Genomic DNA, 14,653 nt, shown 5'->3' with positions numbered 1-14,653 from the left:
ATCAAAAATTAAAAATTCTGTGCGTGAAAATTATGCACTTTTTATGACTAATCATTGTCTAGAGGGTCACAATTTTCGTCGTGCTCCGCTCATTATCCGGTTTCACATACAAGATATGCTCCATACGTTCTTTCAATTCTTCGACGTGGGAGATGATGCCGATTGTTTTTCCTGTTGTCTGCAGGTCAATCAAAGTAGATATCGCAACTTCCAGTGTTTCGTGGTCGAGTGTGCCGAATCCTTCATCGATCAGCATGGTATCCAGTGTAATTCCGCCGGATTCCTGCTGCAGTGTTTCATTTAAAGCAAGTGCCAGCACGAGTGAAGCCTGGAAAGTTTCTCCGCCGGACAGTGAATTAATATTGCGCGCCTGGTTATTGTAGTAATCAAAAACTTCTATATCAAGGCCGCTGTAACGGTTCACTTTTTTCATGCTCCGCTGCAGTTTATACCGGTGGTTCGTCATCGCAGTCAGTCTCACGTTGGCAAGTTCCAAAATACGCTCCAGATAATACGTGAGCACATACCGCTCAAGCGAAACCTTCTGTCCCTTTTTGCCCTGCACCGCTTCGACCAGTTCATTCAGCTGGCTGAATTCTTCATAGGATGCATTGAAAGTGCTGATTAGCTCTGCCAGATACTCTTTTGAATTGATGTTCTGATTTTTTCTTTCATTGACCGCCGCATAATATTCTCTCGCGGACTCGAGTGACTTTTCAGCTTCATTTATGGCCTTAATATCTTCCTCAGTACTGACTTTTTCTGTAGATTCCAATGTTTTCTTTAATTCTTCCAGACTCTTGTCAAGCGATAAATTTTCATCATCAAAAGTTTTTACTTTTTCTTTTTTCTCATCAATAGACTCATCGTTAATAATGCGGTGCAGTGTCTCTGTATCCGCATAACCATGCTGAGTCATAAATTTTTCAATTTTACTGTTAAACTTGGCTTCTGACAGAGCGGTCTTGTCAGCATCAGCTTCCAGGGATTTTACCTTTTGAGCAGTTAAATCACGCTGTTTAGTTAAATCATTAACAGTTTCTTTCAGCTGATTCAGATTTTCCTGAAACTCTTTTATATCTTCGCCTTCCTTGTTCATATAAGTTTTAAAAGCGCTGAAGTCCTTATAACCGGTCACTTCTTTAAATTCCTGCAGTTTTGCTGTCAGCTGATTGAGTGCGTTTTTCACTTCCTGGCTTCTCATCATCAAGGCATGCATATTTTCATTTTCACGAGCCAGTTCGTTATTCAGCTGTTCTTTCTGTTCAAGTTCGCTGTTTGTCTCAGCCAGCATTGATGCCGTTTTCTCTGTTTCTTCTTCTGCAGATTTCAGCTGCACTTCAAGCATATCCGCATCTTTTTGTTCTTTATCTTTTAATATTTCATCGATTACATCAATCCGCATAACGTGCTTTTGATTAATTTCTTCATACTCAGTGATTTTTTCTGTTAAAGTATTCAGCTCCCGGCGGTCCTCTTTTGAAAACCCGCCTGATTCCGGCAGTTCAAGCACAGTCTGTTCACAGACTGGACATGCTTCGCCGAGCTCAAGGTGATTGATAAGATGATTGAGTGTCTGGACTGTTTCTTCGTCATAGTCGGCAAGACGGGTGTTAAAGACGCTTAAGTCTTTCTTCAGCCGGCTGATATCTCCATTATTTTCTTCGATATTTCTCTTTATCTGTGTGCGCTCGTCAATGAGTTTCCGGTCACTATGCGCTTCCTGCACCTCATTTTCAAGCTGCCTGCTTTTGCTGCGGAGTTCACTGTGCTGTTCCTGCAGTTCTGAAGCTTTTTTGTGTGTTGCTGTCAGCTTTCCAAGTTTCTTTTTAATATCTTCAATATAAGCTGAAAGATTTTTAAGATCCTTTTCTTTCTGTTCTGATTCTGCCGTCAGCGATGCGATTTCACCATCGAGTGTTTCATATGAAGATGATAAAAAGGATTCGCGCTTATAATACTGCTGCTGTCTTTTATTCATATCCGGTATATTTTTTTCTGTCTCTTCAAGCTGGGCTGCACTGTTATTCAGTTTCTCTGACAGATGCGTTTCCTGTTTTGTTTCCGCAGCCAGGCTTTCTTTAATTTCTCGGCCTGCCGTTTTAAGTTCCTGGTGACGCAGCAGTTCGTATTTAATTGATGAGACCGATTCAAAATCAGCGATTTCAGAACGCCACATATCGATTGATTCCGTCTGGCTCTGTAAAGTCTCCTTCGACTTGATTAACTCGTTCAGCTTAACAATTTGTTCATTGTGCTTCTCTTTTTTAAGTAATGTCTCCTGCTTTTGATCAAGCTCACTTTTAAACTTCTTGCCTTCTTCAGCCAGAGACTCAAGTTTTTTCTTATAACTGAAGATAACCCCGTCTGCATATTCCAAAGCTATATTATAATTCGGAAATTCCTCCTGCTTTGTAATATCAATATCGTCAGTATGGATGTGTTTAACGCATTCGTTAATTCTCATATCGAGCTTCGCCGCTTCAGCAGACTGTTCTTTCAGTTTTTCTTTTAAATTCAGTTCAAAGTTTAAAAAACGTCCTGTCTGGAACAGCGTGCGCAGAATTTCCTGTTTGTCTGTACTCGATGACACGAGCAGCTCCTTAAATTCTCCCTGCGGCAGTATTAAAATTTTTCTGAACTGTGCCCGGTTCAGTTTCACTATTTCCTCTACTGCGTCTCTCACTTCATTCAGTTTACCTGCGAGAATATTCCCTTCTCCGTCGTACAGCACCGCTTTTGGCGGAGTCGCACTCTTATTACCCGGTTTATGATATTTAAGCGTCCGTTCCACTGTATATTCCTTGCCGCGCACATCGAAGGTAAGTTTAACCTCTGCCTGCTTATCGATGGGCGCAAATTGGCTGCGGAGGGACTCTTCATCCCGGCCGGCAGTCGATGCACTGCCGTACAAGGCGTATACAATCGCATCAAAGATCATCGTTTTACCGGAGCCGGTCCGCCCGCTGATTAAAAACAATTTATTGTTCAGGCTGCGAAAATTAATTTCTTCTGATTCAAATGGGCCGAAATATTCTACTTTTAAATTAATCAGTTTCATTATATTCACCTGCAAAATATGACTTAAACATCGTTTTATCAAAAGCTGTTACAGTTCTGTCGAGAGTCGTTTCGATAAACGACTTATATATTTCCTCGTCGCTCGTCGTCGTCATATCAACGGTCTGAAGGTCTTTTGACCGGTCTTCGATTAACGGTTTTAATTCGAGTGTATTCGGATAAAGCATTTTAATTTTACTCATCGGTTCCGTTACATAGCTCATATTCGATAATTCAAACTTAAAATACGCATTGTTATCTTTAAAGGAAATCTCCCCGTTGACAACTGCTTCATAGTCTCCTGTATACACAACGACATCATGCCGGGGTTCCAGCGGAATAAAAGATACCTTTTCTTTGTCAGTATCAATAATTCTGCAGCCTTTCGGCTGCTTGTGTTCGGAAAATGAATATTTTAATAAAGATCCGCTGTAAAATGATTTTTCGCTGTCTACCGCAAAAGGATGATGCAGATGACCGAACAGTGCGTAATCGAACGCGCTGAATGTTTCTTCGCTGACCGCTTCACTCAACCCCATCGACAGCGGTCGTTCTGAATCACTGGCAACACTGTCCGATAAATACAGATGTCCGACAAGTATATTTATTTTTTCCTGGTCCAGCTGCCCGTTAATTTTTTCAAGAATTTTATCGTAGGCATGCTGGTGAGAAACAATGTCCTCATCCTCAAAATAATTCCGTGCCTCAAGCACTTCGATATGCGGCAGCAGGTAAAAGTCGGTATTGCCGATTGTTACAGGTATGTGCGCCTGGTCAAGTGATGTATTAATATGAAAATTCGTCGCCTTAAACCATTCGCTGCCGTAATTCAGCCGCTCGCGGCTGTCGTGATTGCCGCTGATGACAAGGAGCGGTTTTCCAAGTGTAATGTTGATACGGTACAGTGTATCATTCGCCAGTTTCAGCGCCTGCCGCGAAGGGTTCGCGCGGTCAAATATATCTCCTGCAACGACGACAAGGTCAATGTCGCTGTTTTCTATCTCATTCATTAACTGTTCTAATATGTAGGACTGATCTTCTATCAGATCGAGACCGTTCATTTTACGGCCGATATGCCAGTCGCCTGTATGTAAAATCCGCATTAAAGTCACCTCTTAAAGTCGTTACATTGATTTTATCATATTTCTTAAACACAAAAGACTCTCACCGGTCAAAGTCCGGGAGAGTCAGTTCTTATTTGAGCTGCTGGATTGTAATGATTAAATCATCTAACTTAGTTTCCATGCGGTGCAGCAGGAAAAATGTTATTACAGCCGGAAATCCAACATCGCTCACAAAGGGTATCCAGTCCATCTTACTTAAGCACTGTTGTTGCTGTGTTTACGACTTTCGCAGAGTACAGAGAAACCGGGATTCCCTGTGACGGACGCAGAATATTTTCAGCGATCAGACGCGCTGCTTCCGCTTCGACTTCCTGAGATGTAATACCTGCTTTCGGGTTGTTGACAGTCAGAGTAAATCTTTTGTCCTGATTAGTAGTAAAAACCATTACTAATTTTTCATCCATGACTATTCCTCCTTTCTATTAGTGGTGAGAGTTGAACTTAATCGACGATGTGAGTGACCACTTTCTCAACGATAGAATACTGTTCTCCTGTCAGATTTTCGTAAATAGAAGCCAGGGCGTTTACACCTGCATCACTGGCATCGCTTGCCAGACGGTTAAGCGTACGCGATTTTGTAATCTCCTTGCCTTCCTCATTCATCACAAAGAAGTAAAACTTGGCACTTAATCCTTTTATCATGTCCTCACCTCCTCTCACCCTATATATCGTCACAAATTATTAAATGGACAAACAAGTTTCAAAATATGTATAATATGAGTTAAGTAGAGGTGATTACAGTGTCATTTGATATATTTATGATTTTGATTGCGATATGGACGTTCATCATGCTTGGAGCGATGACAATCGGCGGATTTTTTATGTTCAGAAAGTTTTTGCGGCGCATGCCTAAAGGCGATGGTTATTCAGAACTCGACTGGCAGGATTACTACATAGACAAAGCATTGCCGCTCTGGAATACTGATGCACGTACACTCCTAAACGAACTGGTCAGCCCCGTTCCGGAATTATTCAGAGATGTGGCAAAAGAAAGAATTGCCGGCAGAATTTCGAAGATTGCGCTCGATGAAGGTGTTAAAACGATTGAACTCGATCAGATAATGAAAGGCTACATTATTGCGACACCAAAGAAAGACCATAAATTCATGAAGAAAAAATTAAAGCAGCTCGAGATAGATTACACACCATATTTGGAACTGTTCGAACTGGCAGACGATGAGAAACAGAAATTCTCCATCTTTGAACAGACAGAAAAAGTAAGCGGCAGACCGTCTTAGGACGGTTTGCTGTTTTTTTGTTGGAGTCGGGAGATTATTGAGGGTGCTTGTGGCAGTGTCGCGCCAAGCGTGCCATTGTGGATGTGACAATGACGGGACAGGACGTTTACCCCGTCACTGTGGTTTCGACAATGACGGGACAGAGCGTCTACTCCGTCACTGTGGTTTCGACAATGACGGGACAGGACGTTTACCCCGTCACTGTGGTTTCGACAATGACAAGACAGAGCGTCTACCCCGTCACTGTGGTTTCGACAATGACAGGACAGAGCGTCTACTCCGTCACTGTGGTTTCAACAATGACGGAGCAGAAGCCACTCTCCCCCCATAACAAAAAAACAGCAAGCCATCACACCGCGGCTTGCTGTTTTTTAAATTCATTATGTTTGATAAGCATTGATAAACGCCAGATTCCAATCATGACGAAGGCGAGCAGGAAAAACATGCCGCCGATTTCGCCCGGTGTTGTGGTCAGAGAGAATATATACTTAAGCGCAATTCTCGCAAGCAGCAGTCCCATTAAAATTATAGGGAAAGCTTTTGTCTGTCTGACGTACAACTCGGAATTTTTAACTTCATATTTCGTAGTTATAATCAGCACTACCGAGAATACAGCACCAATCAGTACCGTTTCGGCAATGTGTGTCCAGGACAATCTGAAGTACGGGAATATATACATCAGTGCTCCCGTTGACATCATCACCGGCGGGATGATTATTTTCTTTAATGTCAGCGGCGTCTTACTCGCATGTTTGCGGACAAAAATGACAATAATCCCCATTATTACTGCGCCGATTGATGCAAGCAGGAAGAGCAGTTCTTCGATTGATTCAAGAAATTCTATCATATTAGAACCCCTGGAAATCTCCGAAGAGCGGCTGCAGCCAAATAATGATCTGCGTTAAGCCGTCAAAGTATAATAATATTCCCATCAGTATCATGATGACTCCGCCGGTTTTCATAATTACGTTTGAATATTTCAGCATCCAGCGCGTCTTCGACACGAAGAAACTGAGGACGAAGAACGGAACACCAAATCCGATACAATATACCACCATCAGCATTAAAGCATTGCTCGGTTCTGATGCACTCATTGCAAATATCGCACCGATAATCGGTCCATTACACGGCGTCCAGCCGGCTGCGAATGCCATACCGATTAAGATTGAACCGAAGAAACCGGATGGTCTGTTTTTAAACTCTATTTTATGGTTTTTCATCAGAAAATCAAATTTCAGGACACCTGTAATAACGAGTCCAAAAATAACGATTAAGATTGCACCAATCTGACGGATTAAGTTACTGTATTCTATCAGGAACCCTCCGAAAAATGCCGTTCCAAAGCCGAGAGCAATATAGATAATGCTAAATCCTATTAAGAAAAACAAGGTATGTAAAATGGCACGGCCATTAAAATTCTGTTTTTCAACCTCGTTGTAGCTCATTCCGGTAATATACGATACGAATGCAGGGAAAACCGGCAGTACACAAGGGGACACAAAACTCAGCACACCTGCTCCGAAGGCGAGGAGAAATGTTACTTCTGATCCCATGAAAATACCCCCATTCAGATTTAGTATATCAAATCTGACAGGGGCAATGAATATATTAATCTGTTTAATTATGACAAATTATTGTTCGCTATTTTGCAAACGGTACATTTTATAGTAAATTCCCTTTATTTGTACCAATTCGCCGTGTGTTCCCCGCTCAACAATCTCTCCTTTATTAAGGACGAGTATTTCATCAGCATCCTGTATTGTCGACAGGCGGTGTGCAATGGCGAGTGTTGTTCTGCCGCTTCTCATTTTCTGTAATGAGGCCTGGATTTTCTCTTCCGTCGATGAATCGATGTTTGCGGTTGCTTCATCGAGTATCAGGATTTTAGGGTTTGATGCCATCGTTCTTGCAAAAGCGAGCAGCTGGCGTTCCCCGCTCGAGAAGTCCGCACCTTTTTCGACTACTTTTTGTTCATAGCTGTGCGGCAGCTTATTAATGAATGAGTCCGCGCCGACGAATCTTGCTGCCTCCTGCACCATCTCAAAAGTCATCGTGCTGTGATACAGTTTAATATTTGAAGTTACCGTGCCGTAAAAGATAAAAGGATCTTGGAGCACGAGTCCGATATTTTTCTTCATTTCTTCTTTCGGCAGTTTTTTAATAGAATGGTCGTCGATTAAAATATCACCGTGCTCATATTCATAAAACCGCAGCATCAGATTGATAATGGAACTCTTGCCTGAACCTGTATGACCGACGAGTGCCGTCGTTGTCCCCGGCGGCACTTCAAAGCTGATATTCTTCAATACATCAACCTCACCGTCGTAGCTGAATGTAACGTTTTTAAACTCCACCCGGCCTTCTGTAATTTCATGCTGGTTTTTTGTCTGCTGCACCGGTTCATGACGACTGTCATCAAGCAGCGTAAATACTCTGCTTGCTGCAACGAGCGCCTGCTGGAAAATATTCAGGTTCTGGCTGACCTGGTTTATCGGTTCAAAAAACCGCTCCATATACTGAATAAAGGCAAAGATAACTCCTGCAGTAACACTTGTTTCAAAACTTAAGAATCCGAAGTAGCTTAAAATCACGACTATAGACAGGATATAAATCATATCAATTGCGGGTCTCAGCAACAAGCCATCGAGTTTTATCGTGCGGAGATTATACTGATAATGTTCTTCATTAATCGTTTCAAATTCACGCTGCAGTCTTTTCTCCTGATTGAAGACCTGGATAATTTTCATGCCTTCAATCGATTCTGCGAGTTTAGCGTTCATATCGCTTAACAGCCCGCGGGCACGCGAGAAATAACGCGCTGAGTATTTCCGGTATACGAGCAGTATAAAGACGATTACCGGCATAAAAATCAGCGCGATAAACGCCAGTTTTACATCCAGGATAAACATCATCACAAAGCTCGATATTACCATAAATATCGCCATTAAAAATGTGCCGAGCACCGAAGTAAACATGTCGACAATCGCCTGCGTATCATTGGTCAGGCGCGAGACGACACTGCCTGAGGGAACTTTATCGAAATAAGTCATCCCAAGATGGCCGATTTTTTTAAAAGCATCGATTCGGAGCTCTTGAATCACTTTAAAAGCGAGCAGCTGCAAGAGATATATCTGCCAGTAGGTCGTCATGACCGCGAGCACATTCACGGTAATAAAGGCGATAATCAGCCACATGATATCTTCTTCCGGGAAGACCGACGGCGTTAAATAATTATCGATAAAAATCATGACCAGGTACGGTGTCATGACACCCATCACGGTAGAGATAATCAGCATGCTGAAAGCGAGCGCGAGAACACCTTTAAATGGCAATGTGTACTTAAGCAGCCTTCCGAGTACGCGGAGCTGATCTTTTAAAGTTAAGTTAATGACATCAGTCGTCATGTTTACCACCCCCTTCCAGCGTCTCATCGAGCTCTTTCGTTAAATCCCTGCGCAGCGACTGCGCTTTAAATGTTTCATAATACCAGCCGCGCGCTTTGGTCAGAGATGAATGTGTGCCTTGCTCGATAATACGTCCGTCTTCCATAACGATTATTAAATCAGCATTCCTTACCGCACTCATTCTGTGGGCAGTAATAATATTTGTTTTCCCGGCCCTATTTTGTTCAATATTGCTTAGAATTGCTGTTTCCGTTTCAGCATCGACTGCCGACAGGGAATCATCCAGTATGAGAATCTCCGGATTATTCATTAAAGCACGGGCAATTGAAATTCTCTGTTTCTGCCCGCCGGACAGCGACACGCCGCGTTCACCGACCACTGTGTCATAACCTTCAGGAAAGGCGGTAATATCCTGATGAATATAACTTAAATCCGCAGCCTCCTGCACTTGTTCAAGACTCGCATCAGGATTGATAAAGGCAATATTATTTCTGATTGTCGTCGAGAACAGGAAATTATCCTGAGGCACATAACCAAATAGCCCGCGCAGTTTTTTAATATCATACTGCTTAATATCAATTCCGTTAATACTGACAGAATTACCCGGGTCCGTATCGAACTCCCGGAGCAGCAGTCTGATAATAGAACTTTTCCCTGAACCTGTGCGTCCGACAATACCAAGTGTCTTTCCTTCTTTTAAAGTGAAATGTATATTCCGAAGCGACACTTCATCTTCTCCCGGGAAGGAGAAGTCAGAGACATTAAACGTAATATCACCAGAGGGAATACTGTTGGTTGAAATTTTAGTGCTGATTTCGCTTCTCGTGTTCATAATTTCTTCAATCCGGTCGTACGATGCTTTGCCCCTTTCCACTAAATTAAAGAACCAGCCGAGAGCAAGAAGCGGCCAGACCATCATACCGAGATATGTAGTAAATGTAACGAGCTGGCCGAGGGAAATTTCATCGGCTACGACCATGCGTGCACCGAAAAATATCGACAGAAAATAACTGATGGCAATAATTGCCGTAATTGTCGGATCAAACAGCGCATCGATCTTTGCCACTTTTAAGTTTTTCTTAACAACATCATCCGATAAATTGGTGAAGTCCTTTAAATCTTCATCTTCATAGCCGAATGTTTTGGTTACCTTGATGCCCGCAACGGACTCCTGGGTTTTATCATTTAAAGAACTGAAAGCCGCCTGCGCCACGCGGAACAGCCTGCTTAAAATCGACCCGTACCAGCTGGTTAAAATAACCATGAAAGGCAGCGGAATCATCGCAATCAGTGTCAGCTTCGGACTTACAGTCAGCGCCATTGTAATCAGCACGGCGCCTCCTGTAATTACCGAGTCGGCGATAGTTAAAATACCGGCGCCCGCCGTCATCTGCACCGCATTAATATCATTCGTCGCGTGCGCCATTAAATCCCCCGTGCGGCGCTTGCCGAAAAATGACGGTGACATTTTAGAATACTTTTCAAACAGCTGTTCACGGAGCGTCCGCCCCAGTCTGTTCGACGCACCAAAAATCATCACGCGCCAGAAAAACCTGAATATGTATGTGAGAACCGCTACAAAAACCAGTAGTACACCGAATAACACAAGCGTATTCGATGTTAAAGTCTCCGTCGTAATTCTGTCGATCACCCGGCCGATAACCTGCGGCGGCACGAGCTCCATCAGTGCGACAAGAACAAGCATGAACAATCCTATAATGTAACTCTTCTTTTCGAGCTTAAAAAACCACCCCAAATTTTTAAATACCCGCATCCGTACACTCCCCTTATTTCTACACCTCTATTTCACTTTGAATTTTACCATATATTTCGGAAATTGAAATAAATCTTAAGTCTGATAATAGAAGATGATGGCTGGGATTTGTATGATGCGGTTTCATATGTATCCAGGGTGATTGGGGTTTGTATGACGCGGTTTCATGTGTATCCCAGACTATTGGAGTTGATATGACAGAACTTCATATGTACCTCAGATGATTAGGGTTTGCATGACAGAACTTCATGTGTACCCCAGATGATTAGGGTTTGCATGACAGAACTTCATGTGAATCCCAGATGATTAGGGTTGATATGACAGAACTTCATGTGTACCCCAGACGATTAGGGTTTGCATGACAGAACTTCATATGTATCCCAGCTCTTTCGGGTTGGCATGAGAGGCTATCATGTGTATTCCAAACCATAAAACTATCGTAAACACAAAAAAACCGCAGAAAATTCTGCGGCTGTAACACATTTAATATGAAAGATTTGTACCTGGACCGACTGGTATACCAAGCAGCATCCAGATTACAAACATAATTATCCAGGTGATTAAGAAAATTACCGAATAAGGCAGCATCAATGAAATAACTGTCCCGATACCATTTTCTTTGCCGTATCGTTGTGCGAACGCCACGACCAGCGGGAAGAACGGCATAAGCGGTGAAATAATATTCGTCGATGAATCACCGATTCTGTATGCCACTTGCGTTACCTCAGGTGCAATACCGAGCTGCATGAACATTGGCACGAAAATCGGCGCCATAATTGCCCATTTAGCCGAATCCGCAGCAATCGCGAGGTTTATCAGTGTTGTAATCAGTATAAATACTACAAGCACCGGTATACTGCCAATATTTAAATTCTCCAGCAGACCCGCACCGTTAACAGCAATAATCGTTCCCAGATTCGAATAGTTAAACAAGGCAACGAACTGTGCTGCAAAGAATATCAGCACGATAAAGCCCGCCATTGTTTCTAAAGAGGAGTCCATCAATTTTACAGCATCTTTATCGTTTTTAATTGTTTTATTCACAGCACCGTAAACAAGACCCGGCACGAGGAAAATCAGCATCATTATAAATATGATACTCGAAATAAACGGTGAACCGACAATTCCTCCATCTTCACCCCGTAAAGGGGAACCGGGGAAAGCCACAAGGCATAATATCCCAATTATTGTAAGGACAGCTGCTATATTTGCCCAGTTCAGAGCACGTTTTTCCTGTTTGTTTAACTTTTTGTTTTCACTGATTTCTTCATTATCGAAATCGAATTTTTTAAGGCGCGGTTCAACAATCTTGTCGGTAATGAAAGTACCTAAAATTACGATAAGGAAAGTTGAGACAAACATGAAGAACCAGTTATCCGTTGCCTGCACGATGTAAGACGCATCGAGAATACCGGCCGCTTCAGTTGTAATACCGGAAAGGAGCGGATCATTCGTACCGATTAAAAGGTTAGCAGAATATCCTCCTGCGACACCGGCGAAAGCTGCTGCGAGACCCGCCAGCGGATGGCGGCGGAAACCGAGAAATATAATCGCACCGAGCGGCACGAGCACTACATAGCCGACACTGGCTGCAACGTTTGACATTACACCCATAAACACCACAATCGGTGTCACAAATTTACGCGGTGCTTTCGTCACAACATTTGTCATGAGCGCACTGATATAACCGCTTTTCTCCGCGACACCAACACCGATCATTGCGACCAGTACAGGACCAAGTGCAACGAAAGTCGTAAAGTTTTCAACAACACTTGTAAACATATAGCGTATGCCGTCGCCGGTGAGCAGACTGACTGCGTGAACTGTTAACTCTTCACGTTCTCCTGACTCAGGATTTATTCCGACATAGCTGACATTAACTCCAAGTAAATATAAAACATGAGAAATAATAATAACCAGCAAGGTAAAAATTAAAAATATCGTGACCGGATGCGGTAATTTATTACCACTCATTTCAATCCAGTCGAGAACTGAACGTTTCTCTTTCAAACTTTTATTCATAGTAAACTCCTCTAAATAATAATCGCTGTTTATTATACTACGTCATGTTACTTTTTACTAGTAAGTAATTTTATGTGTCCAGTTTATATTGAGACGGCGCGTCATTGTCAGTTTCACAGTGGCGCACTGGGCTCTCTACCGAGTCATTGTCAGTTCCACAGTGGCGCGCTGGGGCCTCTACTGTGCCATTGTCGCTTTCACAGTGGCGCGCTGGAACCTCTACCGTGCCATTGTCAATTCCACAGTGGCGCACTAACCCTTTCGCAGCCACAAAAACACCCGGACAGAATTTCTATTCCATCCGGGCGCTCTTATATTTTACTCTTCTGTGCTGAAGCTGGCATTTTCAAGTCTGATATTCCCTACAGGATCAAGACCGATATTGTTTACACTGCCGGTATTCACTCCGAGCAGGAAGCTCGTGTGGTTCAGATAAACTGCCGGTGAATCGTCAATCAGGAGCTGCTGTACTTCACTGTATGCTTCCTGACGTCCGTCTTCATCCGGATTTGTGCGTCCTTCATCCAGTAATGCATCGACTTCTTCATTCTTATAGAATGAACGGTTGCCCGGTGCACCAAAATTATTTGAGTGGAAGAGTGCGTACAATCCGTAATCTGCATCTGCTGTTACTGTAGTCCAACCGAGGATAAACATATCGTGTTCTCCGTTAGCTGTCTGATCGAGGAAAGCGCCCCACTCTGACTGCTGAACTTCCACAGTAATCCCGATTTCATTTAAGGCATTTTGAATATAAACTGCCGAGTCCACAATAGCAGGATCGTCATTTACCCATAATGTTGTAGTGAAACCGTCCGGCTGTGATGATTCACTTAAAAGTTCCTCTGCACGTTCAATATCAACTTCAATGCTTTCTAGGTTTTCATCGTAACCCCAGACATCCGGAGCTAACGGACTTTCAGCTGCGATACCGTAACCGTCATACACACCGCTGATAATTTCATCACGGTCAACTGCATGGGCAATTGCCTGACGAACTAAAGGATCATCAAATGGTTCTTTCTCCATATTAAATCCTAAGTAGTTCATACGTACTGATTCGCTTTCGATTAATTCAGTTGCATCACCGTTTTGAATACGCTCTGCACTAGCTGTATCAATTTCATTCGCGATATCAATACCTCCGGTATCGAGTTCAGCTAAACGCGCCTGTGTTTCCGGTATAACTCTAAAAATAACTTCGTCAAATTCGCGCTCTCCATTTTGGAAATCTTCAAATCTGCTTAAAGTCACTGAATCTCCCGGCGAACGGTCTGCCAGCTGCAGGTGGTTCGTACCATCTGTTTCAGCACCGGTAACAGTACCGATATGTTCACTGATTTCATCAGCTACAGTCTGGAACTCATCACCGCCAGCTTCACGCAGCTCGTAGTATTCTTCTAAACTGACATCACTGCCGGCCGCGTCCAAGGCAGCCTGATAGTCTTTATCGATTAAATCCTTACTCATAATTCCCCCTGCGTTATGTGACAAATGCGCAGGTAATGGAGCAAAGGCATATTCTGTATGTAAGTTCACCTCGTAGTCTCCAACGACTTCTACTTCTTCAATCATTTCGTAAAGGAATGCAACCTGGGAGGCAACAGCCGGGTCATTAACACGGTCAATTGTTGCTTTCACATCTTCAGCAGTAAACTCCTGCCCGCTGTGGAAAGTTGTTCCTTCACGCAATTTAAAATTCCAAACTGAATCTTCCGTCGCTTCCCATTCCGTCGCAAGTCCAGGAGTCAATTCGAGCGCTTCATCCTGAAAAATTAAAGACTCGTAAATGTTACGTCTGATCTGTGCACTAGCCGAGTCATTCGAACCGTGCGGGTCAACTGTAACCATATCTTCAGACATACCGATGTTAATCGTTCCGCCTGATGTTTCTTCTGTACTTCCTTCTCCCTCTGCAGCTTCATCTACATTTTCATCGCTTGAACATGCAGCTAAGACCAATGCTACAGTAAGTAAAAGGAGATACTTAAATCCTCTTTTTACCATTTTTGTTAACCCCCAAAATATTTT

General features: G+C 43.0%; 12 protein-coding genes. 1 reads left to right on the top strand and 11 read right to left on the bottom strand.

What is annotated here, in order from left to right:
- Positions 1-58 precede the first annotated feature (58 nt).
- The 5 genes from MHH58_RS05420 to MHH58_RS05400 all read right to left on the bottom strand — a co-directional run bounded on the left by MHH58_RS05420 (position 59) and on the right by MHH58_RS05400 (position 4,826).
- Positions 59-3,061: an SMC family ATPase gene (locus MHH58_RS05420; protein WP_341345261.1), complete on the bottom strand. Its 3,003-nt coding sequence runs from the start codon at positions 3,059-3,061 to the stop codon at positions 59-61.
- On the bottom strand, positions 3,048-4,163 hold the full coding sequence (locus MHH58_RS05415; RefSeq protein WP_341345260.1) for a metallophosphoesterase family protein: 1,116 nt from the start codon (positions 4,161-4,163) through the stop codon (positions 3,048-3,050). The genes MHH58_RS05420 and MHH58_RS05415 overlap by 14 nt, the downstream gene beginning before the upstream one ends.
- A 91-nt stretch (positions 4,164-4,254) precedes the next feature.
- Positions 4,255-4,374, bottom strand: a complete 120-nt coding sequence (locus tag MHH58_RS05410; protein WP_074431610.1) for a YvrJ family protein — start codon at positions 4,372-4,374, stop codon at positions 4,255-4,257.
- A 1-nt stretch (position 4,375) separates the two neighbouring features.
- Entirely contained in the window at positions 4,376-4,588 is a 213-nt protein-coding gene (locus MHH58_RS05405; RefSeq protein WP_115884500.1) for a DUF2922 domain-containing protein, read from the bottom strand.
- Between the two features lie 37 nt (positions 4,589-4,625).
- Positions 4,626-4,826: a DUF1659 domain-containing protein gene (locus tag MHH58_RS05400; protein WP_115884503.1), complete on the bottom strand. Its 201-nt coding sequence runs from the start codon at positions 4,824-4,826 to the stop codon at positions 4,626-4,628.
- Positions 4,827-4,942: 116 nt separating this feature from the next.
- Here MHH58_RS05400 and MHH58_RS05395 point away from each other — a divergent pair, with 116 nt between their 5' ends.
- A complete protein-coding gene (locus MHH58_RS05395; protein ID WP_115884769.1) occupies positions 4,943-5,422 on the top strand; it encodes a DUF2621 family protein in 480 nt (159 codons plus the stop codon).
- A gap of 349 nt (positions 5,423-5,771) precedes the next feature.
- Here the strand turns inward: MHH58_RS05395 and MHH58_RS05390 are convergent, their stop codons facing one another.
- The 6 genes from MHH58_RS05390 to MHH58_RS05365 all read right to left on the bottom strand — a co-directional run bounded on the left by MHH58_RS05390 (position 5,772) and on the right by MHH58_RS05365 (position 14,629).
- Positions 5,772-6,269 (bottom strand): CcdC family protein, encoded by a 498-nt coding sequence (locus MHH58_RS05390; RefSeq protein WP_228063395.1) that lies wholly within the window; start codon positions 6,267-6,269, stop codon positions 5,772-5,774.
- Between the two features lies 1 nt (position 6,270).
- A complete protein-coding gene (locus MHH58_RS05385; protein WP_115884506.1) occupies positions 6,271-6,975 on the bottom strand; it encodes a cytochrome c biogenesis CcdA family protein in 705 nt (234 codons plus the stop codon).
- A 78-nt stretch (positions 6,976-7,053) separates the two neighbouring features.
- On the bottom strand, positions 7,054-8,826 hold the full coding sequence (locus MHH58_RS05380; protein ID WP_341345259.1) for an ABC transporter ATP-binding protein: 1,773 nt from the start codon (positions 8,824-8,826) through the stop codon (positions 7,054-7,056).
- Positions 8,816-10,600: an ABC transporter ATP-binding protein gene (locus tag MHH58_RS05375; RefSeq protein ID WP_341345258.1), complete on the bottom strand. Its 1,785-nt coding sequence runs from the start codon at positions 10,598-10,600 to the stop codon at positions 8,816-8,818. The genes MHH58_RS05380 and MHH58_RS05375 overlap by 11 nt, the downstream gene beginning before the upstream one ends.
- 483 nt (positions 10,601-11,083) lie before the next feature.
- On the bottom strand, positions 11,084-12,622 hold the full coding sequence (locus MHH58_RS05370) for an AbgT family transporter (protein ID WP_341345257.1): 1,539 nt from the start codon (positions 12,620-12,622) through the stop codon (positions 11,084-11,086).
- 318 nt (positions 12,623-12,940) lie between these two features.
- The gene (locus MHH58_RS05365) at positions 12,941-14,629 is read right to left on the bottom strand and encodes a glutathione ABC transporter substrate-binding protein (RefSeq protein ID WP_341345256.1); all 1,689 of its coding nucleotides are present in this window, start codon (positions 14,627-14,629) and stop codon (positions 12,941-12,943) included.
- Positions 14,630-14,653: the final 24 nt, after the last annotated feature.

The organism is Jeotgalicoccus sp. FSL K6-3177, assembly GCF_038050175.1.
GTDB classification, from domain to species: Bacteria; Bacillota; Bacilli; order Staphylococcales; family Salinicoccaceae; genus Jeotgalicoccus; species Jeotgalicoccus nanhaiensis.
The sequence above is the reverse complement of the archived record's forward strand: the minus strand, read 5'-3'. Positions and strand labels throughout refer to the sequence as shown.

What these genes read in the sequence shown, in the direction of transcription:
- MHH58_RS05420 (WP_341345261.1), bottom strand. Translation starts at nt 3,061, where the DNA reads ATGAAACTGATTAATTTAAAAGTAGAATATTTCGGCCCATTTGAATCA.
- MHH58_RS05415 (WP_341345260.1), bottom strand. Translation starts at nt 4,163, where the DNA reads ATGCGGATTTTACATACAGGCGACTGGCATATCGGCCGTAAAATGAAC.
- MHH58_RS05410 (WP_074431610.1), bottom strand. Translation starts at nt 4,374, where the DNA reads ATGGACTGGATACCCTTTGTGAGCGATGTTGGATTTCCGGCTGTAATA.
- MHH58_RS05405 (WP_115884500.1), bottom strand. Translation starts at nt 4,588, where the DNA reads ATGGATGAAAAATTAGTAATGGTTTTTACTACTAATCAGGACAAAAGA.
- MHH58_RS05400 (WP_115884503.1), bottom strand. Translation starts at nt 4,826, where the DNA reads ATGATAAAAGGATTAAGTGCCAAGTTTTACTTCTTTGTGATGAATGAG.
- MHH58_RS05395 (WP_115884769.1), top strand. Translation starts at nt 4,943, where the DNA reads ATGATTTTGATTGCGATATGGACGTTCATCATGCTTGGAGCGATGACA.
- MHH58_RS05390 (WP_228063395.1), bottom strand. Translation starts at nt 6,269, where the DNA reads ATGATAGAATTTCTTGAATCAATCGAAGAACTGCTCTTCCTGCTTGCA.
- MHH58_RS05385 (WP_115884506.1), bottom strand. Translation starts at nt 6,975, where the DNA reads ATGGGATCAGAAGTAACATTTCTCCTCGCCTTCGGAGCAGGTGTGCTG.
- MHH58_RS05380 (WP_341345259.1), bottom strand. Translation starts at nt 8,826, where the DNA reads ATGACGACTGATGTCATTAACTTAACTTTAAAAGATCAGCTCCGCGTA.
- MHH58_RS05375 (WP_341345258.1), bottom strand. Translation starts at nt 10,600, where the DNA reads ATGCGGGTATTTAAAAATTTGGGGTGGTTTTTTAAGCTCGAAAAGAAG.
- MHH58_RS05370 (WP_341345257.1), bottom strand. Translation starts at nt 12,622, where the DNA reads ATGAATAAAAGTTTGAAAGAGAAACGTTCAGTTCTCGACTGGATTGAA.
- MHH58_RS05365 (WP_341345256.1), bottom strand. Translation starts at nt 14,629, where the DNA reads ATGGTAAAAAGAGGATTTAAGTATCTCCTTTTACTTACTGTAGCATTG.